The organism is Pandoraea sp. NE5 (assembly GCF_024363545.1).
Classification (GTDB): domain Bacteria; phylum Pseudomonadota; class Gammaproteobacteria; order Burkholderiales; family Burkholderiaceae; genus Pandoraea; species Pandoraea cepalis.
Genome location: NZ_AP025517.1, coordinates 3,880,336 through 3,905,354, shown reverse-complemented (window position 1 = coordinate 3,905,354; position 25,019 = coordinate 3,880,336). Strand labels below are relative to the sequence as shown.

The window sequence follows — 25,019 nt, the reverse complement described above, 5'->3', positions numbered from 1 at the left end:
GCGGGCCGGCCTCGACCGTCACGCCCCGCGGGTGTCCTGCGCCTGCGCCGTGCGTTGCAGCGGCAGCCGGATATGAAGGACGCCCGCCTCCATCTCCTTGTCCTCGACAAAGCCGAGATGACGGGCGAGGGTCAGCATACGCGTATTTGCCGTGAGCACATAGCCGATCAGTTCCCCGGTGCCGCGCTTGCGGCTGTAGTCGACGATATGCTCCATGAGCGCCCGCCCGAGGCCGCGCCCTTGCGCCTGAGGGCTCACTGTCACGGAGAACTCGGCCACCGTGTTGTCCGGATCGGCGAGCGCCTGCACCACGCCGAGCAGACACGCGTTGCCCGCTTCGTCCTTTTCCGTGGCGACGAACGTCATCGCACGGTCGTAGTCGATCTGCGTCACACGTGCCATCTGCGAATGCGACAGTTCCTTGATCAGGCCGAAGTAACGGAACTGCACGTCCTGTGGCGTGAGCGTGTGGAAGAATGCTTTATAGGCCGGCTCGTCCTCCGGCCGGATCGGACGCACCCGCACCGGCCTGCCTCCCGCATCCACGGTAGACTCCAGTTCCTGCGGATAGGGACGGATCGCCAGGCGCCCGTGGCCCGGCAAGGCAGGCGGCCGCACCACGATACGTGCGTCGAGCGCGAGCACGCCGTGCGCGTCGGCGAACAACGGATTGATGTCGAGCTCCGCGATCTCGGGCACGTCGCACACCAGTTGCGAGAGCTTCACGAGCGTGAGGTAGATGGCTTCGTGATCGGCAGCCGGTCGGTTGCGATAGCCGGCGAGCAGCTTCGCCACGCGCGCGCGCGCCACCATGTCGCGCGCGAGATTGAGGTTGAGCGGCGGCAGACCGATCGTACGATCGGCGATCACTTCCACCGCCGTGCCGCCCTGCCCGAAGAGCAGTACCGGACCGAACACGTTGTCCGTCGCCACCCCGACGATCAATTCGAACGCCTCCGCGCCGTTGGCCATGCGCTGCACGGAATAGCCCGTTACGCGCGCCTCCGGCTTGGCCGCGAGCGCACGCTTGCGAACCTGGCACGCCGCCTCGCGTGCCTGCTCGGCCGATTCGATATTGAGCACCACGCCGCCAACGTCCGACTTGTGCGTGATGTCCGGCGAAATCAGTTTGACCGCGACCGGGAAACCGATCCCTTGCGCCAGTTCGCCCGCTTGCTCGGGGGTCGTGGCGACGAGCGTCTCCACGACCGGAATGCCGTACGCGGCCAACACGCCCTTCGCTTCGGGCTCGGTGAGCAATGCCCGGCCCTCGCCCATGGCGCGCTCGACCATTGCGCGCACGCGGGCCACGTCGGGCGCGAAACCGGGCGGGATCGACGGCGGCGTTTCCATCAGCAGCGACTGGTTGCGACGATAGTTGACGGCTTCCAGAAACGCGCGGGCGGCGTTCTCGGGCGTGTCGTATGTCGGCCATCCGGCTTCGCGGCAAATGCGCCGCGCACGCTCGGCCGTCTCACCGCCCAGCCAGCACGTGAACACGTTCTTCGACGGCTTCGGCAGCGCGGCAAGGCCGTTCGCCACGTCCAGGCTCGGCATGACCGCCGTGGGCGCTTGAATAAACAGCACGGCCGCCGTGTCGGGATCTTCGCACAACGCTTCCAAGGTGGCCGTATAGCGCGCCAGATCGGCATCGCCGCCGATGTCCACCGGGTTCACACGGCCGAGCGTTGTCGGCAGCACGGCGTCGAGGGCGGCGCGCGTCTTGTCGGTCAGATGTGCCAGCTTGCCGCCATCGAGCACGAGGGCGTCGGTGGCCATCACCCCGGCGCCACCGCCGTTGGTCATGATCGACAGCTTGTCTCCGTAGAACGGGCGCAGCCGTGCCAGCGTCTCCACCGCCGCAAACAGGTCGTCGGTCGTGTCGACGCGCAACATGCCCGCCCGCCGGATCGCTGCGTCGTAGACATCGTCCGAGCCCGCCAGTGCCCCTGTATGCGACGCTGCGGCTTGCGCGCCTTCTGGCACCCGCCCCGACTTGATGACGACCACCGGCTTGTTGCGGGCCGCGGCACGTGCGGCGGACATGAACTTGCGCGCGTGCCGAATCGATTCCATGTACATCAGGATGGCGTCCGTGCCGGGATCGCTCGCCAGATAGTCGAGCATGTCACCGAAGTCCACATCGGCACTGTCGCCCAGCGAGACGAAATGCGAGAAGCCGATCTCGCGCGCATCGGCCCAGTCGAGCACCGCCGTGGTGAGCGCGCCCGATTGCGACACGAAGGCGAGCTTGCCCTCGCGCGCCCCCATATGAGAGAAGCTGGCGTTCAGCCCGATACCGGGACTGAGCAGCCCAATGCAATTCGGTCCAAGGATGCGCAGCACATGCGGCTTCGCGTGCTTGAGCATGCGCTCCTGTAGTGTCACGCCGTGGCGATCGCGTTCGCGGGCAAGCCCCGAGGTCAGCACCACGACGGCACGCGTGCCGCGATCGCCGAGCTCACGAATCAAGTCGGGCACCGTCGCCGGCGGCGTACAGATCACCGCCAGATCGGGGGCGTGCGGCAATTCGCCGATGTCGCGATAGCACTTGAGATTCGCGAGCGTCGAATACTTCGGGTTGACCGGATAGATCTCGCCCCTGAAGCCGCCGTCGATGACGTTTTTCAGCACCGTCGTGCCCACTCGCCGCTCGCGCAGCGACGCACCAATCACGGCAACCGACTTCGGCGCGAACATCTGGCTCAGATTACGCGTGGTCATGGAAACTCCGGGTGGATCGAGAGGAACGCATGCGAACGCGCGCACCGGGCATGGCCGGGGCGCGCGTTCGTTGTCGCTTCGCGGGCAGGCGGTCTAGCGGGGCTGCGACCGGGCTCCCGCAAGGGCGCCCGTCGTCATCGCCATTAGTCGCCCCGCAGGTGCGCTTCGACCTTCCAGAGATGGTCGTCCACGCCACGCGAGATTTCCGTGAAGACGTCCGACGTCGTGGCGTCGCCGATCTCTGCCGAGGCGTCGATCAGGCCGCGAATGATCTCGCCGTAGGCCGCGAGCGCTTCGGCCAGCGCGGCCGCGTGATCGAGACCGCGTTTGAATTCGTTCTTGTAGACCGGCAGTTCGGTCTTCTCGGCAACGGACTTCACGCGACCGTCGGCCACACCGCCAAGGGCAACCAGGCGTTCCGCACACAGGTCGGCCCATTCGAGGGCCGCGTTGTAGACGTCGTCGAACAGCAAGTGCAGCTCGATGAAGCCCGGACCGTGCACGTTCCAGTGCGCTTGCTTGGCCTGCCGCTGGACGTCGATGCCGTTGACCAGTCCGCGATTCAGCAGGTTGACCGATTCGATACGAATCTTTTCACCGAGGGTGTTACGCGTATGATTCAGAGCCATTTCACACTCCTGACGTCTGGCAGCCCGCGGGCTGCCGGGGAAGGCGTCGGCATCGGGGCGTCGCAGACCACCCCATGCGGACGAAGGGAACCGCGCAAGACTCGGCACCTCGGCGTGACCACGTCAGCCGATGTCCGAGCGGGATTGCGACGCGCCGTGCGTGACGCCCCGCAACGTGAAGCCTGCCATCACCGACGACACCTACAGGCACAGGGGCCGCAGCGCGATGGCCTATATCACACCGTTGGCGCAAAGGATGTCCGATGCATAGCACCAAGTCATTCTAGAGACTGCTTACTTTCGAGATCAAGTGAAATATGCGCGTCGTCGAGTGCCATCCTCACGCGCTTTGATTGACATCATCGCGCCGCCATTTTCTCGTCGCGCCAGCACTCGCCTCCGCGGGAATTTCGCCTTGCCAACGCCGCCAGCAACGAGGCAACCGCTCATCCATGGGATGAAACTTGCGCCATTGCGTTCCCCAGACGATGTCGACGGGGACAGCGCCGTGCGCACTGCGTCATGCTGATACATGCGCTTTGCGCGTATTCGGTCGATACGTGACGTGCGGCGTCCCGCCGTGAAGATGGGATGATTCCGAAAGCCTTTCGTCAACGCCGAAATCAGGCAAATACCTTCATAGACTACGTAAAAAGCGGCCGCGAAGGACGTTAGAACAGACGCGATTTGCGTAGTTCCCGAGTCTCACTTCAGCAAACTCCCATAGGACTCCAAAGGAGAATGACGATGCATCGATCTCTACTGTGCTTGTCCCTTTCCGGAATCGTCTACCTGCTGGCGCACGGCGCGCAGGCACGCGCCGCCGTCTATACCAACGGGTCGGCGACGGCGCAAATGCGAGTGCAATTGACGATTCTCCCTGGCTGCACCATTGCCGCCACACCGATGACGTTCAACGCGGTGCAGGGATCCGCGACCGGACCGGTGGCAAGTACGTCGTCGCTGAGCGTGACCTGCACGGCGACGACGGGGTACAACATCGGGCTGAATGCCGGTACGGTGCCGAACTCGACGGAGGCGGATCGTCTGCTGGCGGGCACCCTCTCCGGCAATACCACCACCATTCCGTTCGGCCTCTATCAGGACGCCGGCTACGCGACGCCGTGGGGCAACACGCAGGGGGCGAATACGTTGAGCGATTCGGGCACCGGCGCGGTGAAGGTGCATACGGTCTACGGACAAGCGACGCTCTCGGCCACGATGCCGGCCCCGGACGTCTATTCGTCGACGGTCACCGCCACGGTGTACTTCTGAGAAACGGGATCGATCATGCGCCCAAGAAGCCCCATGCGCCCCGCCGTTCGCCGCCCAACGGCCTACGCTTGCGGCGGCGCGTTCGTCGCGCTGTTGACGCTGTACGTGACCGACGGCAACGGCGCCACGCTGCAAGTCTCGCCGGTCATCGTCAATTTCCTGCCCACGCAGCCGGCCACCACGCTGACGCTGGGCAACTCCGGCGACGTGCCGATTCACGGTCAGCTCCGGCTGTTTGCGTGGACGCAGCGCCATGGCGACAACGTGCTCACCCCGAGCGACGCGCTCGTCGCCAGCCCGCCGATCCTGCGCATCGAACCCGGCGAGCGGCAGATCGTGCGGCTCGTGCGCATGGCGCAGGTCGCCGAGCCGCAAGAGCAGAGCTACCGGCTACTCGTCGACGAACTGCCCTCCACCGGTGCCACGCCGGTCGAGGGCATCTCGATCCGCCTGCGTTACTCCTTGCCGGTGTTCGTGCAGGCAAGCGATGCGCGGGCGCCGTCGTTGCGCTTCGATGTGCGCATCACCCAAGGCGAACTGGAGGTGCACAACGATGGCGAACGGCATGCGCAACTTGGCGCCACGCGCGTGCTGGACGCCTCCGGGCGCAGCGTCCAGTTGACGCGCGGCCTGCTCGGTTATGTCCTCGCGGGGCAGACGCGCCGCTTCGCCGTGCGTTGGCCCGCTGGCGCCCCGCCAGTTGCGCCGTTCACGGTCGAGTCGCGCGTCGACGCCGTACCGATGCGCTTTGCCGCGGGCACCGCGTCGGATGGCGAGCGCTAAGCGTGTCCGCCGGGGCCGTGCCGCCACCCTCTCGACTCCCCCGGTCTGTCACTCGCGAACTCCCGGGGCGCAGGGTTGGAGCGGCGCCACGTCCGGAGCGGTGGCTACGGCGCTCGCCACGTCGATGGCGCTCGGCGCGGCCGCCTTCGGCAAGGCCGGCGATGCGCACGCTGCCGCTGCTGCGACGGTGTCGGAGGATGGACCAGCCGCAACCTCTGCACCGGACGCCGCAGGCACCGCGCGGTTCGACAATGCCGCGGTGTCTGACACGGCCACGCCGTCTGCGCAGCGCGCCGGCAGCGTGTCCCGCCTTGACGGAACTTATGTGCTGGAGGTCATCGTCAATGGCGAGTCGACCGGCCGGATCGCGCCGTTTTTGCGTCGGAAGGGGCGATGGTTCGTGCGAGCAGGCGATCTGCGCCTGCTCGGCTTGACCTCGCCCCAACTGCCACCACGCGACGCGACCGACGTCGCGCTCGATTCGCTCGACGGCGTGCGTGCGACGTACGACGCCGCACACCAGACGCTCGCCCTGCAAGTCGGCGACGCGTGGCTCACGCCCTATGCGTTAGGCCGTGCGCCCCCAGTCTTCATGGCCGCGACGTCCGGCACGGGCGTGCTGATCAATTACGACGGGTATGTGCAGCGGGACCGGTTCACGCGGGCGTCCGTCTGGAGCGAAGTTCGCGGCTTCTGGCCCGGCGGCACCGTGCGTCAGACAGGGCTGGCGGAGCACTCCGCCTGGCGCCACGGCTATCGGCGCTACGACACATGGTGGCAGCACGATGACCCGGCCCGATTGACGACCTGGGTGGCGGGTGATCTCATCACCGGCTCGCTCGCGTGGACGCGCTCGCTGCGCATTGCCGGCCTGCAATGGCGGCGCAACTTCAGCCTGCGTCCGGACCTCGTCACCTTCCCGATACCGACGCTGCACGGCAGCGCTGTGGTGCCGTCGTCGGTCGACGTCTATCTCGATGGTGTGCGCCGCATGAGCGGACACGTGCCGCCCGGACCGTTCGTCATTCAGGATGCCCCCGGTCTGACCGGCGACCTGCAGGCGAGTGTCGTGACGCGCGACGCGCTCGGACGCGAGCGGGTCACCACCGTCCCGCTCTACATCGACCCTCGGCGGCTGGCCAGCGGCTTGTCGAGCTTTTCAGTGGAAGCGGGCCTGCCGCGCGACGATTACGGCGTGCGCTCATTCTCGTATCGACGCCACCCTGTGGCGTCGGTGACCGCGCGCTATGGCGCGACCGACGCCGTCACGGTGGAAGCGCAGGCACAAGCCGGCCGCCGACTCGCGCTGGGCGGCGCAGGCGCCCTGATGGCGCTCGGCCAGATGGGCGTCGTCAGCGCGTCGGCCGCGATCTCGGGCGGCCGGGGCACCGGCACACAGTGGAGCGCGGGATACCAATACCTATCGCGACGGATCGGCGTCGACGTGCAAATGATCCGGACCACCGGACGTTATCGTGATATCGCGTCGCTCGACGGTGCGCCCGCGCCACGCGCCAGCGACCGCGTGAGTGTGTCCGTGCCGTTCGGACGCAGCCGCACGGCCTCGCTTGCCTGGTTTTCACAGCGCGTGCCGGGCCAGCCGGCCACCCGCGTGCTGTCGGCCAGCCTCGCACTGCCGGCGGGCACGCGCGGCATGTTCTCCGTCGGCGGATATCGCGACTTCGCTCGCCACCGCGTCCATGGGGTGTTTGCCATGCTGAGCGTGTTGCTCGGCGGCGGCGCGCTGGGTAGCGTGTCGTTCAACCAGCAGGACGGGCAGACGCAGGCATCGGTGGGTGCCAGCCGTGCCCCGGACTACAGTGGTGGCTGGGGTTGGCAGGTCATTGGCGGACGCGCCTTCTCGCAACGCACCGTGCAAGGCGAATTGCAGTATCTCGGGCGACACGGCCAGATCTCCGCCCTCGCGCAACAGGTGGGACGACGTACCGGCACCGCCCTCGGCATGACCGGCGCGCTGGTCGTCATGGACAACAGCGTGCACGCGACACGGCGCACCTACGATGCGTTCGCCCTCGTGAGCGCCGATCGACAGGTCGACGTGCCGGTGCTGCGCGAATCGGTGCCCATCGGCCGCACCGATTCGCGCGGCTACTATTTCGTGCCGGATCTGAATGGCTTCGAAGCCGCGCGCATCGGCATCGACCCCATGCAGCTACCGGTCGATATGGAAGTGCTGACGACCGAGCGCCGCATTGCGCCTCAGGCGGGAAGCGGCGTGCTGGTGCGTTTCCCGGTGCGGCGCTATCGTGCGGCGCTTGTCACCCTCACAGGCGCCACGGGCCAGCCGCTGCGCCCCGGGACGGCGGTGCGCCATGTGCAGAGCGGCGTCGCGACGGTGGTCGGCTATGACGGGGACGTCTTTGTCGATGCCCTTGCGCCGATCAACACCCTGGAGTCCCGAGACGCTGGGCAGCGCTGCCGCGTCTCGTTCGAATGGGCCGCGCCCGCCGAAGGCCGCATCGCCCGCATCGGTCCGCTGGCCTGCGTCGCATTCGGCACGCTCGCCAACGAGCGCCCGGCGCCCTTTGGCCCCGTCCCCGTCCGCTGGGGACAGGAGGATCCGTCATGACCCCTCCCACCGGGACCCTGCCGACGCGGCGGCGCCCGATCGCGGCCGCCGGTGTCGCATTCCTGTGCGCGTACGCGCAGGCGCAGACTTGTTCGGTGGGGGCACCGACGCTCGCGTTCGCGGCCTTCAGTCCGATCTCCGGCGCCGCGCTCTCGGCAACGGGCACGGTGTCCATTTCGTGCACGTGGCCGTTGCTCGGCAGCAGCGCCAACGTCAAGGTGTGTCTCGCGCTGAATGCGAGTCAGCCCCTTGCGCTGACGAACGCGGGCGATACCATCAATTTCGGTCTCTATGTCGATCCCTCATTCGCCACCCCATGGGGAAGCGGTCCGAGTCAGGCGATCGCGTTCACGATGACCCGCAACCTTCTGGGCGGGACGGTGACACAGAACGTCAATGTCTACGGGAGAATCGCAGCGGCGCAGACCACGGTGCCCACGTCCGGCAACGGCAACACGGTCTACACGCGGACATTCACGTCGGCCGACACGAGCCTGCACTATGCGCCCTACGGCCCGCTGTCGCCCGTCCCGGACTGCGGCAGCGCCATGACCGCCGTGCCGGGCACGCCGTTCACCGTGAACGTGAGCGTCATCAACAACTGCACGATCGCCGCGACGAACATCACGTTCGCCACGCAAACGGCGCTCGACCGCCCGGTGACCGGTGCGGGCCAGCTTATGGTGCAATGCACGCAAAACGACGCGTATCGCGTCAGCCTGTCCGGCGGGCTGCTGGGCACGGTCACGTCGCGCCTGATGGCTGGGGAGACCGGCGCCAACGTCGCCTATCAACTCTACTTGGACAGTGGTTACGCCACGATCTGGGGGGATGGCTCATCGGGCACGTCGCCACTGACCGGCATCGGCACCGGCCTCGTTCAGTTCATTCCGATCTACGCGCGCGTGCCGTCGCAATCGACACCGGCCCCCGGCGTCTACACGGACACGGTGACAGCAACGATTCAATTCTGAGACGGCGGCGAACCGCCGTCGGCGCACGATCAGATCGCGTCGGCGCGCGGCGGCTTGAGCGGCAGCACCTGAATGCGGTCGCCCTGCTTCACACCCAGCGCCTGCGCCGCGAGCGGGCTGAGCGCGAACGCGCGTCGCTCGGGACGCCCCGTGACGAGCGTGGCGCGAAAGCCGTCCAGCCCGAGGCACGCCACGAGGTAGGGCTCCCCGTTGGGGACGGCCGGCGCCGCCCCCTCGTCCTGACCGGCCGTGCCCGTGAGGGTCACGCTGAGATAACGGCTGTCGCGTGCGGCGCGCAAGTCGGCCACGCGCGCTTCGAGTACCGGGCCGCTGTCGAAGATGTCGACATGTGCCCCGGAGCGCATGCCCTCCTGTTCCAGCAACCGGCGCGCCGGAAGCGTATCGCGATGCGTGACCCCGATGGCGGCCTGCGCCGGCGGGGAGAGGAAGTCGACGTAGATGGGGTACTTCGGCATCAACTCGGCCACAAACGACTTCTTGCCGATCGAGGTGAGGTAATCCGCCTGATCGAAATCGATCTTGAAGAAATGTTGCCCGAGCGACTGCCAGAACGGACTCTGCCCGTTGTCGTCGAAAAAACCGCGCAGCTCGGCACACACATGCGGACCGAAACGCTCGGGGAACTGCGCCATGAACAGAAAACGCGCCTTCGAGAGCAGTGCGCCATTGCCATGTCCGCGCCACGAAGGATCGAGCAGCAACGAGCACAGTTCGCTATAACCGGTGAGGTCGTTCGAGAGCGAGAGCGTCAGCATTCGCGACCAGACGTTCAGCTCGCGACTCGCATGCACGATCGTATCCTTGCGATACGTATAGAACGGTTGCTCCAGCCCGACTGCGGCCTCCAGACCGCACACGCCGGCGATCTCGCCGGAGGTGACGTCTTCCATCACGAACAGATACCCTTGCTCTGCCGTGGGGGCTTGCCCCGCCAAGGTAGCGGCAACTCGGGCCAGGCGCGCCTCGAGCGCCGCTTCATCAGGCTTGAACGACGTCATGCCGGGGCCGGCCTGCGCCGCCAGCTTCAACAGCGCGGGAAGATCGCCGCGACGCGCCAGACGCACGACGCGCAGCGAGGTCGTCGCTGCCGCGTCGGGCAAGTCCGTGTCGGCGGCCGGGGGCGTCGCCATGGTCGATTGACGGGTCATGAGCACCTTCCGCGAATTGAGTAAAACAAAGGCCGGAGCGACGTCATCCGTCGGTCCGGCCCGAAGTCCCGCATACCGTCAGGTCGTGACGTCGGCCGGTGCGATCAGATCGCCTTCACCGTCGCCGCCACGACCGCGACCGCCTTCTCCAGCGACGCGAGACCGGCGTCGATATCGGCGAACGGAATGTTCAGCGACGGCGCAAAGCGCACCACGTCGCCCCCGGCCACAAGCACCATCAAACCGTGCTTTTCGGATTCCGCCACGATGTCCTTCGCGCGACCAGCGAATGCCGGCTTGAGCACCGCGCCGATCAACAGCCCCATGCCGCGCACATGGTCGAACACGCCATGACGCGCGTTGATCGCCTCGATGCCCTTGATGAAATGATCGTGACGCGCCTTCACGCCGTTGAGCGTCTCCGCCGTGTTGATCAGTTCCAGCACACGCCCGGCGATGGCCGTGGCAAGCGGATTACCGCCGTACGTGCAGCCATGCGTGCCGGGCGAGAAGCTCGCGGCGATCTTGTTCGTGGTGAGCATGCCGCCAATCGGATACCCATTGCCCAGTGCCTTGGCGGTGGTCAGAATGTCCGGCGTCACGCCGTATTGCTCATACGCGTACAGCGTGCCGGTGCGGCCGACGCCCGTCTGCACTTCATCGAAAATCAGCAAGGCGTTGTGCTTGTCGCACAGCGCGCGCAGGCCCTGCAGGAATTCCGGATCGGCGGGCAGCACGCCGCCCTCGCCTTGCACCGGCTCGACGATGACCGCCGCCGTAGCGTCCGAAATGGTCGCCTCGACGGTCGCCAGGTCGTTGTACGGCAGGTGCATGATGCCGGCCGGGACCGGGCCGAACCCTTCGGTGTATTTCGCCTGACCGCCAACGCTCACGGTGAAGAGCGAGCGGCCGTGGAACGAGTTGTAGAACGAAATGATCTCGCTCTTTTCCTTGCCGCCGCGCTCGGCCGCATGGTCGTAGGCGTAGCGGCGCGCGAGCTTGAGTGCCGCTTCGTTGGCTTCAAGGCCCGAATTGCAGAAGAACGCCTTGTCGGCGAACGTGGCGTCGGTCAGAGCCGTGGCCAGACGCAGCACCGGCTCGTTGGTGTAGCCGTTGCCGATGTGCCAGACCTTGCGCGCCTGCGCTTCGATGACCTTCACCAGTTCGGGGTTGGCGTGGCCAAGCGCATTGACCGCGATGCCGCCGGTGAAATCGACATACTCGCGACCCTGCTGGTCCCACATGCGCGAGCCTTCGCCGCGCACGGGCACCATCTGGGCAGGAGCGTAATTGGGTACCATCACGTCGTCGAACGTCTGGCGGGTCACAGCGATTGGCTGGCTCATGACTACCTCGTGAAATCGGAGTGCAATCGTCGATTGCGGGGCAGGCCTGGACAAAGGTCACTGCCCTGTGAAAAGAACCTGGCTGGTGGCTCAGGGGGCCGGCGGCGCGCCAATGCCGGACGGCAATGGCACTTGGCGCGCGTACCCTCGCATTGTAATCAGATGCGGCCCTCGGATATACCTCCGCGGGCCTCGCCATCGTGAGAATTACAGGACTTTGCGCAAGAATTCGCGCGTGCGCTCGTGCTTCGGGGCCGAGAAAATCTGCTCCGGCTTGCCTTCTTCCATGATCACGCCCTGATCGATGAACAGGACGCGGTCGGAGACTTCACGGGCAAACCCCATTTCGTGGGTCACAACGACCATCGTCATGCCTTCGTCGGCCAGCGACTTCATGACTTCGAGCACTTCGCCCACCAGCTCCGGATCAAGCGCCGAGGTCGGCTCGTCGAAGAGCATGACCTTGGGCTGCATCGCGAGCGCGCGGGCAATCGCCACGCGCTGCTGCTGACCGCCGGAGAGCTGGTTCGGGAACGCATCGATCTTGTCGATCAGGCCGACCTTGCGCAGCAGTTGCTCGGCGATGGTCACGGCCTCGCCACGCTTGATGCCGTTGACCTGCATCGGCGCGAGGATCAGGTTCTCGAGCACCGTCATGTGCGGAAACAGGTTAAAACGCTGAAACACCATGCCCACGCTCGCGCGCATGGCGTTCATGTCCGTCTTCGGGTCTTCCACGTGAAAACCGTTGACGAGCACTTCACCGCCGCTCACGTCTTCCAGGCCGTTCAGGCAGCGCAGGAACGTGCTCTTGCCCGAGCCCGACGGCCCGATCACACACACGACCTCGCTCTCTTCGATGCGGCACGAAATGCCGCGCAGTACGTGCGCCTCGCCGTACTGCTTCTGCAGGTTATTGACGACGATCACCTTTGCCGTACCTCGATTCCAGATGTTGAACAAATGCCGACAGCACCAGCGTGATCACCCAGTAGATGAGCGAAATCGTCAGATACGGCTCCCAGTAGCGAGCGTATGCCCCCGATACTGTGCGCGCGGCATACGCCAGTTCCGCCAGACCGATGGCCGACGCCAGCGACGAATCCTTCACGATCGCAATGGCGTTGTTGCCCAGCGGCGGCAGCATGCGGCGAAAGGCCTGCGGCAGCACGACCTTGCGCAGCGTCTGCATATAGGTCATGCCCAGCGAGCGCGCGGCTTCCGCCTGCCCACGATCGATCGACTGAATCCCGGCGCGGAAAATTTCGGACACGTAGGCCCCGGCGTTCAGCGAGATGGCCAGCACCGCCGACATGAAGGCGCCGTATTGCGAACGGATTTCCCGCGCGAGGTCGCCACTCACGAGCAACCCTTCCGAGGGGTTGATCAGCACCGGCATCAGCGCGAAGTGAATCAGCAGAATCTGCACGAACAGCGGCGTGCCGCGGAAAAAACTGACATAGAAGCGCACCGGGTATTGCACCGCGTAGCGCAGGAAATACTTATAGAAGCCGTGACGCGCTTCGGCCAGTCGGCCGACGCCCAGCACGAGCCCAAGTAACGTGCCGGCGATCACGCAGATCACCGTGCACTTGAGCGTCATCAGCGTGCCCTCGACGAACAGGGGCATGTATTCGCTGATGATGTTCCACTGGAACCCACCCATGAAGCACCTTTCTCACGAAATGAAACGAACCGGCGGGCCGGCAGAAAAACGCTCGCGGCCCGGGGGTTGACGTCGGAAGTCGACGATCAGCTCACGGGCCGCGAGTGGCCAGGTCTCTGGCGAGCGTGGCGCGAATCTTACACGCGTTGCTTACTGTTGCGGCAGCGACGGCACATCGGCGTCGAACCACTGCTTGTAGATCTTGGCGTAGGTGCCGTCGGCCACGATCTTCTTCAGACCGGTGTTGATCTTGTCGAGCGCGACCTTATTGCCCTTCTTCACGGCGATGCCGAAGTACTGGCGCTTGAACTTGCTGTCGTAGACCAGCTTGAACGGCTTTTCCGGATGGCTCTTGATGTAGAACTTGATGACGCCCACGTCGCCCACGGCGGCGTCAACACCCCCGCGATACAGCTCTTCGAGCATCAGCGGCGTATTGTCGAAGCGGCGGATCGCGGTGCTCGTGCGGCCCAGTTCTTCCGACACGGAAATGTCGCCGGTGCTCGAGTTGACCACCCCCACCTGAAGCTTCTTCAGATCGGCCAGACCCGCGACCTTGGCGCCCGGCGAGGTGATGATGACCTGATCGGCCGGGAAATATGGGGCCGAGAAGTCCACCATTTCACGACGCTTGTCGGTAATGGTGATGCCCGAAATGATGATGTCGCGATCGCCCTGGTCGAGCGTGGCGAAGATGCCTTCCCACGGCGTGCTGACCAGCTTCACATTGAACCCGCCGGCCTTGCCGATGGCTTTGATGATGTCGACGTCGAACCCGGCCAGCTCCTTCTGCGGCGTTTCGAACTCGAACGGGCGATACGTACCGCCTGCGCCCACCGTGTACGTGGGATCGGCGGCCTGCGCTGCCGGCAACGCGGCGAAGGTCGTCAGAAAGCAGGCGGCGGCCAGCACGAGGCGCTTCGTCAACATGTTGATTTCCTTGGCGAGAATTCTTGAAAGAGCGCAATGATACTCCGCACCGTCACCGAAATGAAAAAAAGCCATCGCCTCGGTTTAGGACGTTGCGATCTCGCGACGCGCGATCCAATTCCCGCCAAATGAGAATGCAAATGCAGGGTTGGCACGCGCCAGTGCCCGCCCGCACGGTCGCGCCTCGTCTGCCGGGCCCGTGCGTCAGAACGCCCCCGCCGCGATGGGGCCTGCCGTCTGGCCGGGACCGAAGACCATATCGCGATACGACTTGCCTGCGGGAATCATCGGATAAACGTCGTCCTCGCGGGCGACGAGGACGTCCAGCAGATACGGCTCGCTCGGGTCTTCGAGCATGCGGGCGAGGGCGGCGGGCAACGCGTCTGCCCGGGTCACACGGGCGCCCGCCACCCCATACCCCGCCGCAATGGTGACGAAGTCCGGATACGGACGCCCGTCGCCGGCCGCGTCCGGCGCGTTCGGGTCGACAAGCGATGACGCGACGCGATTGCGTGCGTAGATCATGTCCTGCCATTGGCGGACCATGCCCAGCCACTGGTTGTTGATGACCAGCACCTTGACGCCCAGCCCATAGCGGCGGCAGGTCGACAGTTCGTTGACGGACATGTTCAGACTGCCGTCGCCGTCGATGTCGATGACCGGGACGTCCGGCAACGCCACTTTGGCACCGATCGCTGCCGGCAAGCCGAAGCCCATCGTGCCGAACCCCGCGCTCGACAGGAACGTGCGCGGCTGGCGAAGTCGCAGGTGCTGCATCGCCCACATCTGGTGCTGTCCGACGCCCGTGGTCACGACCGCTTGCGGCGGCAGAAGCGCCGCGAGTGCCGTGATGACAGCGACGCCCGTCAGCGCGCCCACAGAGTCGGCCTCATTGACCGCATCCGCTGCGCCCGCCTGCCGGAGCGCCCGCAGCGGATGCGCCTCACACCGCTCGCGCAAGTAGGCGTGCCAATCCGGCACGTTGCGGCGCGACGCGTGCGCCAGCAGGCCGGCGAAGGCGTCGCGCAGATCCGCATGCACGCCGAGCGCGACGGGCTTGTTCTTACCGATTTCGGCGGCGTCGACATCGATATGGACGATCGTGGCATGCCGCGCGAACGAGGCCGGATCGCCGATCACCCGGTCGTCGAAACGCACGCCGAGCGCCAGCACAAGGTCGGCTTCATTGACCGCGACGTTGGCCGCGTAGGCGCCATGCATGCCGAGCGGGCCGAGCAGCAACGGATGGTTGTCGGGCATCGCACCCAGCCCCATCATCGTGAGCGCCACCGGGCAATCGAGCGCTTCGGCCAGTGCCACGAGCTGCGACCCGGTCCCCGAGGCGATGACGCCGCCCCCGGCGTAGATCACCGGGCGCTCGCTTCGGGCAAGCAAGGCCGCGATCCGTTGGGCGGTCTCGTCGCTCATGCCCGCCGGCACCGGCGCTGTGACACGCTTGTCGGTCGGATGATCGGGACGCGCCTGTTGAATATCCTTCGGAAAATCGAGCAAGACAGGCCCTGGCCGCCCCGCCATGGCGCAGGCGGACGCTTCGCGCAACGCGGCGGGAATGTCCCGCGCCTCTCGGACCTGCCGGGCGAGCTTTGTCACCGGCTGGGTGATAGCGACGATGTCGACTTCCTGAAACGCGTTCTTGCCGAGCCAATGCGTGGCGACGTTGCCGGTGATGGCGAGAATCGGCACGGAATCGCTTGCGGCGTCGGCAATGCCCGTGACGAGATTCGTCGCGCCGGGGCCGGAGGTCGCCAGACATACGCCGAGCTTGCCCGTGGCACGCGCATAGCCTTGCGCACCGAAGACCGAGCCTTGTTCGTGCTCTGTTCGTACCAGTGTGATGGCCACACGCGAGAGCGCGTCGAGCATTTCGAGGTTGGCGCCACCGGGATAGCAGAAGACGGTATCCACGCCAATCTCGACCAAGGTCCGCGCAATCAACTCGGCCCCCTTCGCAGACAACGGGGCAACAGGCTGGCCGACGGCGCCGGTCGCGGTTTCGGCAGCGGGGAACGTCAGATCAAGTTTCATGGGTACGTGTATTCCTGCGGGATCCATCGAATCGGGAGGCATTGTGGCGGCGATTAGGCCCAATGAGAACCCAGCTTACCGGGATCGGCCAGCAAATGCTTCGCGTATCGTTGACAAAACGCCATTGATTTCACATGATTCATTCAAATATTCAGGCCATTGAGAATTAATCATGCAAATTGACGAATTCGACGAGAAAATTCTCGCACTGCTTCAAGAAGACGCTTCGCTCTCGGCCGCACAAATCGGCGAGCGCATCGGACTGTCGCAATCGCAGTGCTGGCGTCGCATCGACCGACTCGATGCCGAAGGCGTCATCGAACGACGCGTTGCGCTCGTCGATCGCAAGAAGGTCGGATTGAACGTGATGCTGTTCGCTCACGTAAAACTGGCCGGCCACAATCGCAACGCGCTGCCCGAGTTCTCGAAGGCCATTCAGGATTTTCCGGAAGTGCTCGAATGCCACGTGCTCATGGGCAATGTCGACTTTTTGCTGCGCATCGTCACACGCGATGTCGAGGCTTATGAGCGATTCTTCTTCGAACGTCTTTCGCAATTGCCAATGGTCCAGGAGGTCAACTCGATGATCGCGCTCTCGCAGATCAAGTCGACGACGGTTCTGCCGATCGGCAACGGTAACGAGCGGTGAGGAACGGTGGGGAACGGTGAGGAGCGCCAAGAAGCGGTAACGCGCCGCAGGCGACGCTCAGGCAGGGCGGCCGCGATCGCGGCGAGCCTGCCGACGCGACCTCGCACGCTTCATGACACGACGGTGACCGAATCGTGTCACGATTCCCGCAGTAGACTGCCGACTGCCCTGCCCCGATGGCTGCGGCATGGAGGGATATCCTCCCCGTTGGACACCGCCGTCGCGAGCCTCTATGCTTAAGCATTCACTCCAGGAGTCCTGCATGAAACGTTGGTTCGGAATCGCTGCCGCAGCCGCCATTGTCGGGGTGACGGCCTGGTGCTTCATTCCCGCGCACGCCGCCCTGAAGAACGGCACCCCCGCCCCTGTTTTCTCTGCCCAAGCGTCGCTCGGCGGCAAGGTCTTCACGTTCTCGCTGGCCGACGCCCTGAAGAAGGGCCCCGTCGTGTTGTACTTCTATCCGGCCGCGTTCACCGAAGGATGCACGATCGAAGCGCACGACTTCGCGGAGGCCACCGACAAGTTCAAGGCGATGGGCGCCACGGTCATCGGCGTTTCGCACGACAACATCGAAACGCTCAACAAGTTCTCCGTGTCCGAGTGCCGCAGCAAGTTTGCCGTGGCGGCCGACACGGATCAGCGCATCATGCGGGCCTACGACGCCGTGCTTTCGCTCAAACCCGACTATGCCAATCGCGTCTCGTATGTCATTGCCCCCGACGGCAAGGTGATCTACAGCTATGTGAGCCTCGATCCGGATAAACACGTCACCAACACGATGGAAGCGGTTCGCAAATGGCGCGACGCACATCCGTCGTGATCGCGAGATCCACACAGGAGAAGGCGGCATGAAAGCGACCGGACGCGCACAGACGCGCGGCGAAGAACTCGCCAATAGCGCGAGTCACGGCATTGCCTGCATGGCCGCCCTCGCCGCCACGCCCGCCCTGTTCACGGCGGTCCGCCCGCCGTTGCCAAGCACGGGAGAGCAGATCGGCATCGGCGTGTTCGCCATCACCATGGTGATCGTCTATCTGGCGTCCGCGCTGTATCACGGCTTGCCCGATGGCCGTGCGAAACGGCTGTTCATGCGTGTCGATCATTGCGCCATCTTTCTCTTCATTGCCGGGACGTACACCCCCTTTACCGTCAAGATCCTTCACGACCCGTGGGGCTGGCCGCTGCTGACCGGCGTATGGGCCATGGCCATTGCCGGGCTGGTTGCCAAGGGACTCGGCCTGCTCGACCGGCCGCTCGTCTCCACCCTGCTCTACGTTGGGCTAGGCTGGATCGCCGTACTGGTCGCCGGTCCGGTGCTCGCCGCCATCCCCGGCCCTGGCGCAGACTGGCTGTACGCCGGCGGCGTTGCCTACACCGTCGGCGCCCTTTTCTACTCGCTCGACGGCCATATCAAATTCGGCCATCTGGTCTGGCATCTGTTCGCCATCGGCGGTACGGCCTGTCACTTTCTCGCCGTCTACCGCTACGTCTGATTGTCCAGCGCGATTCGGCAGTCCGTGAGCTTCTCGGCCAGCCGATCGCATCGCGCCGTCAACGCCGGATCGCCGAACATGCGGCACGCCCCGCGCATGCGATGCAGCAGTGCCTGCGCCGCGTCGATGTCCTCCGCGCGCCGTGAGGCGATCAGGCGGCGAAAGCGCGCAAGATCCTTCGCCATTTCCTCGCGCATCAAGCGACGTGCGTACGGATCGTCATGCAGCGGCGGCCGCGATGCCTTCGGGCGCTCACCCGCATTCGGCGGCGCAACGCATTCGCTCACCTCGTTCACCTCGCTCGCCTCGCAAGGCCACCGCACCGCCAGCATCTGCGCCAGCCGTTGGCGCGATACCGGCTTCGTCAACACGCCGTCGATACCGGCGTCTCGTGCTGCCCGCGCGCCGACGACCGACCCCGTCACCGCGAACACCACGGGCGATGCGCGACCGAGCACCGGGGCCAATGTGCGAAGCGTCTTCGCCAGCGTCAGGCCGCATGCACCGCCGAGCTGCACATCGGTGAGCACGACATCGACCTCTTGCGCCGTCCATTGGAGCAACGCGTCGCTCAGTTCACCCGCACGCGCGACGACGCAACCGAGCGACGACAACTGGTCGCCGAGGATCCTGCGATTCATGACGTGGTCGTCCACCACCAGCGCCCGCAACCCGGGACGCACGTCAACGTGTGCGACAGGCACCGCCGGCGCCGATGCGGGCGGCGAAGCCATTGGCGTCGCTGGCGACGCGGGCGACTCGCACGCCTCAGCGCGAGCTACGCCGGAGGAAGGCACGGCATCGGGTGTGGCGAAGGGTACCGACAAGCGAAAGCGGGCGCCGGTCGTCGACGGCTCAACGCTGAGCGCGCCCCCCATGCGCCGCGCCCATTGCTGGGCGATCCACAATCCCAGCCCGGAGCCGGGCACCGAGCGGTCGGCACGGGCAAATGCCGCGAAGACGGCGTTTTCCATGCCCGCCGGAATGCCGGGCCCGGTGTCGCAAACGTGAATCGTCAGTTGTCCCGTACCGGCGTCGCGCCGCTTCCCGGTCAAGGCAGCGTCGTGCGCCGCAGCGGCGCGCCACGATGCCTTGACCGCCACACCGCCACAAACGGTGTATTTCAGCGCATTGTCGAGCAGCGTTCGCAGGATCTGGCGCAATCGGGCTGCGTCTCCCTGAATCATGACGGGCACCTCGGTGGGAATATGGCATTCGAGCACGAGCCCTTTGGTGTGCGCCGCCCCAGCAAACCCGTCGACCTCCGCGTCGAGGCACGCGCGCACCTCGAAAGCGGCCTCGCGAAGCGGGAGTTCCGTGACCTCGTCCTGCCCCAGGTGCAGCACGTCGTCCACCGCGCTCGCAACGACGTCGAGCATATTGCGCATGGCGCCAAGTCGTTCCCTTGGCGCCATCGCGCCCGCATCGACAGGCGGGTCACCCAGGTCACGCCTATCCTCCAGGCGGCCGCCCTCGCCCCAAAGCGCATCCAGATGCCCTTGCAGCACCTGCAACGGAGCACGCAATTCGTGCACCAATGCCAGTCGAAAGGTACTGGCAGCCCATGGGGCATCACTACCCCACCCCTCCGGCCCGCTTGACGTTGCCACGTGTGCCCCGTCGGAGGAAAACCCGCCGACATCGCGGCCGCCGCGCGGGAATTTGAATTTGTCGAGATTCATCGCGTCGTTGACGCCGCATCACGATTCGCGCGTTTTGGCGTACTGAAGAAACCGTAAGAGTCTTCAAGTCTGGCCTTTTGCAAGTCGTTTGCGACTGCGCAAATTCCGATCTTCTCTTGTGGACGCCGCACTTTCGGAATCGCCCGAGCCGAACGGTTCAAGTTCTGCCTCTCATCTGCCGATAATCCCTATGACCCGTTCTGGAGACACCGACGGGCAGGGAGGCCGCGCGCGCTGACTCTGCGGCCCAGGCATTCAAACTATCGATCCCTATGTATAAGAACATTACGATTCGGACCAGTCTGACACTGGTCCTCGGTTTGCTTGGCGCACTACTCGTCCTCGTTAGCGTCCTGGGCCTCCAGGCGCTAGGGTCCAGCAATGCCTCCCTGAGCGAGATGGCCACGCAAGACACGCCGGCCCTGGCCGAGGTCAAGGGAACTGCAGAGCAGATGCTGCGCAACCGCCTGGCGATGGCGGCCTATGCCTCATACGTCAGCCTGGGCGCCGACCCGGACGAGTCGGCGAAAGTCCTCAAACGAGGCAGCCAATACATCGCGGCGTCGGACGCTCTGTGGAGCGATTATCTGAAACGTCCCAAAGAAGATGCGCACGAAGCGGAGTTGGCGAAGTCAACCGACGCCAAGCGCCGCGCCTTTTTCGATCAGGTCGTCACGCCTGCGCTCAACGCCCTGAAACAAGGCGATGTCGCTGGGTTCCATCAGATTCAGGCGCGCGTCGCCCCGCCGGCCTATGCGGCGCTCGACGCGGCCATGCGCGAGTTGCAGGAGATCCAGATCGCGCGGCAAAAGGCCCGATTCGACGTGGCCCAGCACCGCTACAACGTCATGCGCATCACCCTGGGGGCAACCCTGGCCGTTGCGCTGCTCCTCGCGCTGTGGGGCCGCGCCATGCTCGCGCGCGCCGTGCTGCGTCCGATTCGCGACGCCATCTCGCATTTCGAGCGGATGGCCGCCGGCGATCTGAGCCAGCGCGTCGAGCAACACACGCGTAACGAGATGGGTCAACTGTTCGGTGCCCTCGGCCGGATGCGCGACGGTCTCGCCAGCACGGTCGGCACGGTGCGCGAGAGTACGGAAGCCATTCACGCGAACGCTCACGAGATTGCCGAAGGCAACGCCAACCTCTCGCAGCGTACGGAAGCGCAAGCGTCGTCGCTGGAGCAAACAGCGGCGAGCATGGAAGAGCTGACCGCCGTGGTCAAACAAAATGCCGAAAACGCCCGAGCCGCCAGCCAACTCGCCGTCACCGCGTCGGAGACCGCGTCGCGCGGTGGCGACGTGGTGCAGGAGGTCGTGACGACGATGCGCGACATCGCCGCGGCGTCGCAAAAAGTCACCGATATCCTGACGGTCATCGACGGCATCGCCTTTCAGACGAACATCCTGGCGCTCAACGCAGCGGTCGAAGCCGCCCGCGCTGGCGAGCAGGGCCGCGGCTTTGCCGTGGTGGCAGGCGAGGTCCGCACGTTGGCGCAGCGCAGCGCGTCGGCGGCCAAGGAAATCAAGGGCTTGATCGAGGCGTCGGGTAACCGCGTCGAGACGGGCACCCGCCTGGTCGAGCGCGCGGGCGCGACGATGGTGGATGTCGTGCAGTCGGTCAAACGCGTGACCGACATCATGGGCGAAATCTCGGCGGCCGGTGTGGAGCAGTCGAGCGGGATCGAACAAGTCAACCGGGCCGTGACGCAAATGGACGAGATGACGCAGCAGAACGCCGCGCTCGTGGAAGAGGCTTCCGCCGCGGCTGCCGCGCTGGAAACGCAGGCCATGCGCCTGCGCGAGTCGGTCGCGCTGTTCCGACTGTCGGCTCACGAAGCCGCGCGGCCCCCCGCGCTCAACGAGACCGTCGCGACGCTCGACACGCCCCAGGGCAGACTGGCGCTCGCGGCTTGAGGATCGCCACCGCCGATCAAATGCTCGCGCGCTGCTCGAAGCCTTTGATCGGCGAATCCGCAACCCAGGCCTTGTCGACTTCGCACGACGAGACCTGCGCGTGCTGCGGCCCCTCGCGCATCCATTCGCACAACGCGAGTAGCTGATCGGGCTCCCCCTGCGCGATGGCCTCGACCGTACCGTCGCGCCGGTTGCGTACCCAACCGCGGAGTCCGATCCGGCGCGCCTCGTCCACGCACGCGGCGCGATAGCCGACGCCCTGCACCAGCCCATGCACTACGATCTGCCACGTTGCCGTCATGGCCCCTCCTACGGTGATGGACGATGGGCAAGTCCACGCGAAACCAACGGACGAGGGGCCCGATCGAGACCGGGCCCTGTCACTACGTTAGCACACCGCCTCGGCACGTCTAATACACGTCGCGGCGATAGCGTCCCTGCGCCGACAGGTCGAGCAGGACGTCCGTTCCGATGGCGTCGGCCAGCGCGGCATCCACTGCGGGCGCCATGCCGGAGAGGCTGCCGCACACATAAATCGACGCGCCGCGCGCCACCCAGGCCGCAATGTCCTGTGCGGCTTCGCGCACCCGATCCTGGACGTAGCGGCGTTGCGCCTGGTCACGCGAATACACGCGGTCGAGGCAGGCAATGCCGCCCTGCGCGTGCCATGCACACAACGTCGCGTCGTGGAAATCATCGTGCGCCGCGTGACGCTCACCGAAAATCAGCCAGTTGCGCCGCTGTCCGTTAGCGATACGTTCGGCAAGGTGCGCTCGCAGTCCGGCCAATCCCGTGCCGTTACCGATCAGGATCATGCCGCGCCCCGCCGCCGGGCCGTGAAAGCCGGGATTCGGACGCACCCGCATCGACACAGACTCGCCCAACGCCACGCCCTCGGTGAGCCAGCCGGAACCCAGGCCCAGCGAGCCATCGGGATGGCGAACCTGGCGCACGAGCAACATCAGTCGCCCCTCGTCGCAGGTCGATGCAATCGAATACTCGCGCACGGGCAACGGCGCCAGACGCGCCAGCCAATCGTGCAGATCGATGCCTGCCGGCGGAGCGGTGTCGGGCAACAGGCGTTCGCGCAACGCGTCGCCCAGCGTCGTCTCGCGCCCAGCGACACTCACCCGCACGTCGCGTGCCCAGACACTCCTCGAGAGGAAAGTGTCCACGCGTGCGACCGAGTGGCGCGGCCGCACGTCGACCCGATCGCCCGCCATCCATTGCACGCCCGACGGCGGGGTGAACGCCAGGTGAAAGGCCGGCAAACCAGCGCTGCCGGGATTGAGCAGGTCGCGCTCGACCAACGTCCACGGCTGAAAGCGGGGGCCGTCGTGTGGCTTCGACGCCGCCAGCGGATGGCCGAACCACTCGCCAAGCCGGTCTTGCCAGCGCACCCACGCGCCCGGATCGCCACGGTCGACTTCGATGGGCTCGAATGCCGCCACGCCGCCCTGCGCACGCAGCCAACCATCGAGTTTGCGGCCGAATCCGCAGAATCGGTCGTAATGACTGTCCCCCAACGAGAGCATCGCGAAGCGCAACGTCGGCAAGGCCATCGCCCGATTCATCAATTGCTGTGCAAAGCGGCGCGCGCTGTCGGGCGGCTCGCCATCGCCGAACGTGCTGACGATGAACAGCGCCCGCCTGGCCGAGCCGAGTTGCGCCTGACCGATGCGCGCCAGCGGCTGGATCTGGGCCCGGACGCCCGCGCCTTCGAGCATGCCGGCGGTCTGCCACGCAAGGTCTTCCGCCACGCCACTCTGACTGGCGTAGCCGATCAGCACCCCATCGTCCGCGAACGTCCCCCCCGCAGCGGCCGGCGAGCCAGACCTCGCCACGACCGGGCGCGATGCCGCCAGCGTGCGCTGCTTCCTGCGGCGGTCCAGATACAACATCCAGCCCGTGACGAAAAACACCGGCATCATCAGGCTCGAGAGCATCATGACAACGACGCCCGCGGGTCCAAAGAAGCTGCCGCGATGCAGCGCGTAGATGCTCGCCATCCATTGGCCGCCCGTGGTTTTCTGAGCGTACCGGTCTTCGTTGCGAATCGCGCCGGACGCCGCATCGATCTCCAGACGGTTGAACGCCCGCTCGTGCGGCGCCGACGTGTCGAGCCACGTCACCTGCAGCGGACCACCGGATTTCTGCGCCGGACGCAGGGACACCTTGGTGTAGTCCGGCACGTGCCCGGTGAAGCAGCGCCACGCCGTGGTCATCTCGGATGTCGTCGTCGCGGCCAGATCCGGCAGCGCCGCCGGCTTGCCTTCGCCGTGCGCGCGCCGCGTCGGCGGGGCAGCCGGCTTATTGCGCACCGGCGGCGACACACCCGCGATGGAAAACAGCATGCCGCGCCACCAGTCGTATGACCAATACAAGCCTGTCGTGGCGGAAAGCAGATACGGCACCAGCACCACCGTGCCGATCACGGCGTGCAGGTTCCAAAGGAATGGACGACCGCGCTTCTTGAGATCGATATGTAACCAGGCTCGCCAGTGACCTACCCGTCGCGGCCAACGCAGATACAGGCCGCTCAGCGCCAGCACGAACAGCAGCATGGTGGCCGCCGCCGTAATCTGCTTGCCGATTCCGTCCACCGTGAGGAAACGGTGAATATCCATAATGAACCGGAAGACGGCATCGGCCTGCGACCGGCCAAGCATCTGCCCGGTGTAGGGGTCGACGAAATACGTCTCGCCGCGCGGCCCATCGCCCACGGACAGCCGCACGCCGACCGCGTCTTGCGGCGCGCGCGTCATCGTCATGAGCAGAACGCGCCGGTCGGGCGCCGCCTCATGCACGCGCGCGAGCAACTCGGGAATCGGCAGCGGCGCCGTGTCGCGCACCGCTACGGTCATCACGCCCGGACTGAAGGCCCGAGTCAGGGCGTCGTCATAAGAAAGCAGCGCGCCGGTCAGACCGACGACGGCCAACACCAGCCCGGCGGTAATGCCGAAAGCCCAATGCAACTGAAACCAGAGTCTTTTCATCATCGTTATCGTCCGGCGCACATTCGAGCGCCGGAATCGGCGCATGCGCGGCAGGTATGCCGTGCCGCCGTCCCCGATCGTCAACTTTACGGCAATTGTGGAATGTTATTGCAAACGATTCTCATATTCAATACCAATTTAACTTTCCAAA

19 protein-coding genes are annotated in these 25,019 nt (G+C 65.7%); 8 read left to right on the top strand and 11 right to left on the bottom strand.

Annotation, left to right across the window (positions count from 1 at the left end; genetic code table 11):
• Positions 1-18: 18 nt before the first annotated feature.
• Entirely contained in the window at positions 19-2,724 is a 2,706-nt protein-coding gene (locus PanNE5_RS17800; RefSeq protein WP_150562963.1) for a bifunctional acetate--CoA ligase family protein/GNAT family N-acetyltransferase, read from the bottom strand.
• Between the two features lie 143 nt (positions 2,725-2,867).
• Entirely contained in the window at positions 2,868-3,353 is a 486-nt protein-coding gene (gene dps, locus PanNE5_RS17795) for a DNA starvation/stationary phase protection protein Dps (protein ID WP_017232245.1), read from the bottom strand.
• A 747-nt stretch (positions 3,354-4,100) separates the two neighbouring features.
• On the opposite strand from dps, the gene PanNE5_RS17790 reads away from it, so the two are divergent.
• The 4 genes from PanNE5_RS17790 to PanNE5_RS17775 all read left to right on the top strand — a co-directional run bounded on the left by PanNE5_RS17790 (position 4,101) and on the right by PanNE5_RS17775 (position 8,975).
• The gene (locus tag PanNE5_RS17790) at positions 4,101-4,628 is read left to right on the top strand and encodes a spore coat U domain-containing protein (RefSeq protein WP_261938501.1); all 528 of its coding nucleotides are present in this window, start codon (positions 4,101-4,103) and stop codon (positions 4,626-4,628) included.
• 33 nt (positions 4,629-4,661) lie between these two features.
• Positions 4,662-5,411, top strand: a complete 750-nt coding sequence (locus tag PanNE5_RS17785) for a molecular chaperone (RefSeq protein WP_017232248.1) — start codon at positions 4,662-4,664, stop codon at positions 5,409-5,411.
• Positions 5,412-5,511: 100 nt separating this feature from the next.
• On the top strand, positions 5,512-8,001 hold the full coding sequence (locus PanNE5_RS17780) for a fimbria/pilus outer membrane usher protein (RefSeq protein WP_261938500.1): 2,490 nt from the start codon (positions 5,512-5,514) through the stop codon (positions 7,999-8,001).
• Positions 7,998-8,975: a spore coat protein U domain-containing protein gene (locus tag PanNE5_RS17775; RefSeq protein ID WP_261938499.1), complete on the top strand. Its 978-nt coding sequence runs from the start codon at positions 7,998-8,000 to the stop codon at positions 8,973-8,975. Before PanNE5_RS17780 ends, PanNE5_RS17775 begins: the two co-directional genes overlap by 4 nt.
• Positions 8,976-9,004: 29 nt before the next feature.
• Here the strand turns inward: PanNE5_RS17775 and astA are convergent, their stop codons facing one another.
• From astA to ilvB, 6 genes are all read right to left on the bottom strand, one after another.
• Positions 9,005-10,069 (bottom strand): arginine N-succinyltransferase, encoded by a 1,065-nt coding sequence (gene astA / locus PanNE5_RS17770; RefSeq protein WP_261939865.1) that lies wholly within the window; start codon positions 10,067-10,069, stop codon positions 9,005-9,007.
• 179 nt (positions 10,070-10,248) lie between these two features.
• Complete coding sequence (locus tag PanNE5_RS17765; protein WP_261938498.1) at positions 10,249-11,490, bottom strand: aspartate aminotransferase family protein; 1,242 nt, start codon at positions 11,488-11,490, stop codon at positions 10,249-10,251.
• A 207-nt stretch (positions 11,491-11,697) separates the two neighbouring features.
• Positions 11,698-12,420 carry an amino acid ABC transporter ATP-binding protein gene (locus tag PanNE5_RS17760; protein ID WP_017234560.1) on the bottom strand — a complete coding sequence of 241 codons (723 nt, stop codon included), beginning with the start codon at positions 12,418-12,420 and terminating at the stop codon, positions 11,698-11,700.
• Positions 12,404-13,156 carry an amino acid ABC transporter permease gene (locus PanNE5_RS17755; protein ID WP_017234559.1) on the bottom strand — a complete coding sequence of 251 codons (753 nt, stop codon included), beginning with the start codon at positions 13,154-13,156 and terminating at the stop codon, positions 12,404-12,406. The genes PanNE5_RS17760 and PanNE5_RS17755 overlap by 17 nt, the downstream gene beginning before the upstream one ends.
• A 150-nt stretch (positions 13,157-13,306) precedes the next feature.
• Positions 13,307-14,086, bottom strand: coding sequence for a basic amino acid ABC transporter substrate-binding protein (locus PanNE5_RS17750; RefSeq protein ID WP_017234558.1), 780 nt, complete (start codon positions 14,084-14,086; stop codon positions 13,307-13,309).
• Between the two features lie 204 nt (positions 14,087-14,290).
• On the bottom strand, positions 14,291-16,132 hold the full coding sequence (ilvB, locus tag PanNE5_RS17745; RefSeq protein WP_261938497.1) for a biosynthetic-type acetolactate synthase large subunit: 1,842 nt from the start codon (positions 16,130-16,132) through the stop codon (positions 14,291-14,293).
• Between the two features lie 172 nt (positions 16,133-16,304).
• On the opposite strand from ilvB, the gene PanNE5_RS17740 reads away from it, so the two are divergent.
• The 3 genes from PanNE5_RS17740 (at position 16,305) to trhA (ending at position 18,274) form a co-directional block, all read left to right on the top strand.
• Positions 16,305-16,781 carry an Lrp/AsnC family transcriptional regulator gene (locus PanNE5_RS17740; protein ID WP_017234556.1) on the top strand — a complete coding sequence of 159 codons (477 nt, stop codon included), beginning with the start codon at positions 16,305-16,307 and terminating at the stop codon, positions 16,779-16,781.
• A gap of 262 nt (positions 16,782-17,043) precedes the next feature.
• Positions 17,044-17,601: a peroxiredoxin gene (locus tag PanNE5_RS17735; RefSeq protein WP_017234555.1), complete on the top strand. Its 558-nt coding sequence runs from the start codon at positions 17,044-17,046 to the stop codon at positions 17,599-17,601.
• A gap of 28 nt (positions 17,602-17,629) precedes the next feature.
• Positions 17,630-18,274 (top strand): PAQR family membrane homeostasis protein TrhA, encoded by a 645-nt coding sequence (trhA, locus tag PanNE5_RS17730; protein WP_130026117.1) that lies wholly within the window; start codon positions 17,630-17,632, stop codon positions 18,272-18,274.
• On the opposite strand, the gene PanNE5_RS17725 is transcribed toward trhA, so the two are convergent.
• Positions 18,265-19,956 carry a sensor histidine kinase gene (locus tag PanNE5_RS17725; protein WP_261938496.1) on the bottom strand — a complete coding sequence of 564 codons (1,692 nt, stop codon included), beginning with the start codon at positions 19,954-19,956 and terminating at the stop codon, positions 18,265-18,267. The genes trhA and PanNE5_RS17725 overlap by 10 nt on opposite strands.
• Positions 19,957-20,228: 272 nt before the next feature.
• On the opposite strand from PanNE5_RS17725, the gene PanNE5_RS22980 reads away from it, so the two are divergent.
• Complete coding sequence (locus tag PanNE5_RS22980; protein WP_026132061.1) at positions 20,229-21,872, top strand: methyl-accepting chemotaxis protein; 1,644 nt, start codon at positions 20,229-20,231, stop codon at positions 21,870-21,872.
• A gap of 16 nt (positions 21,873-21,888) precedes the next feature.
• Here the strand turns inward: PanNE5_RS22980 and PanNE5_RS17710 are convergent, their stop codons facing one another.
• Entirely contained in the window at positions 21,889-22,173 is a 285-nt protein-coding gene (locus PanNE5_RS17710) for an acylphosphatase (RefSeq protein WP_017234551.1), read from the bottom strand.
• A gap of 109 nt (positions 22,174-22,282) precedes the next feature.
• Positions 22,283-24,871 carry a sulfite reductase flavoprotein subunit alpha gene (locus PanNE5_RS17705; protein ID WP_261938495.1) on the bottom strand — a complete coding sequence of 863 codons (2,589 nt, stop codon included), beginning with the start codon at positions 24,869-24,871 and terminating at the stop codon, positions 22,283-22,285.
• Between the last annotated feature and the right edge of the window lie 148 nt (positions 24,872-25,019).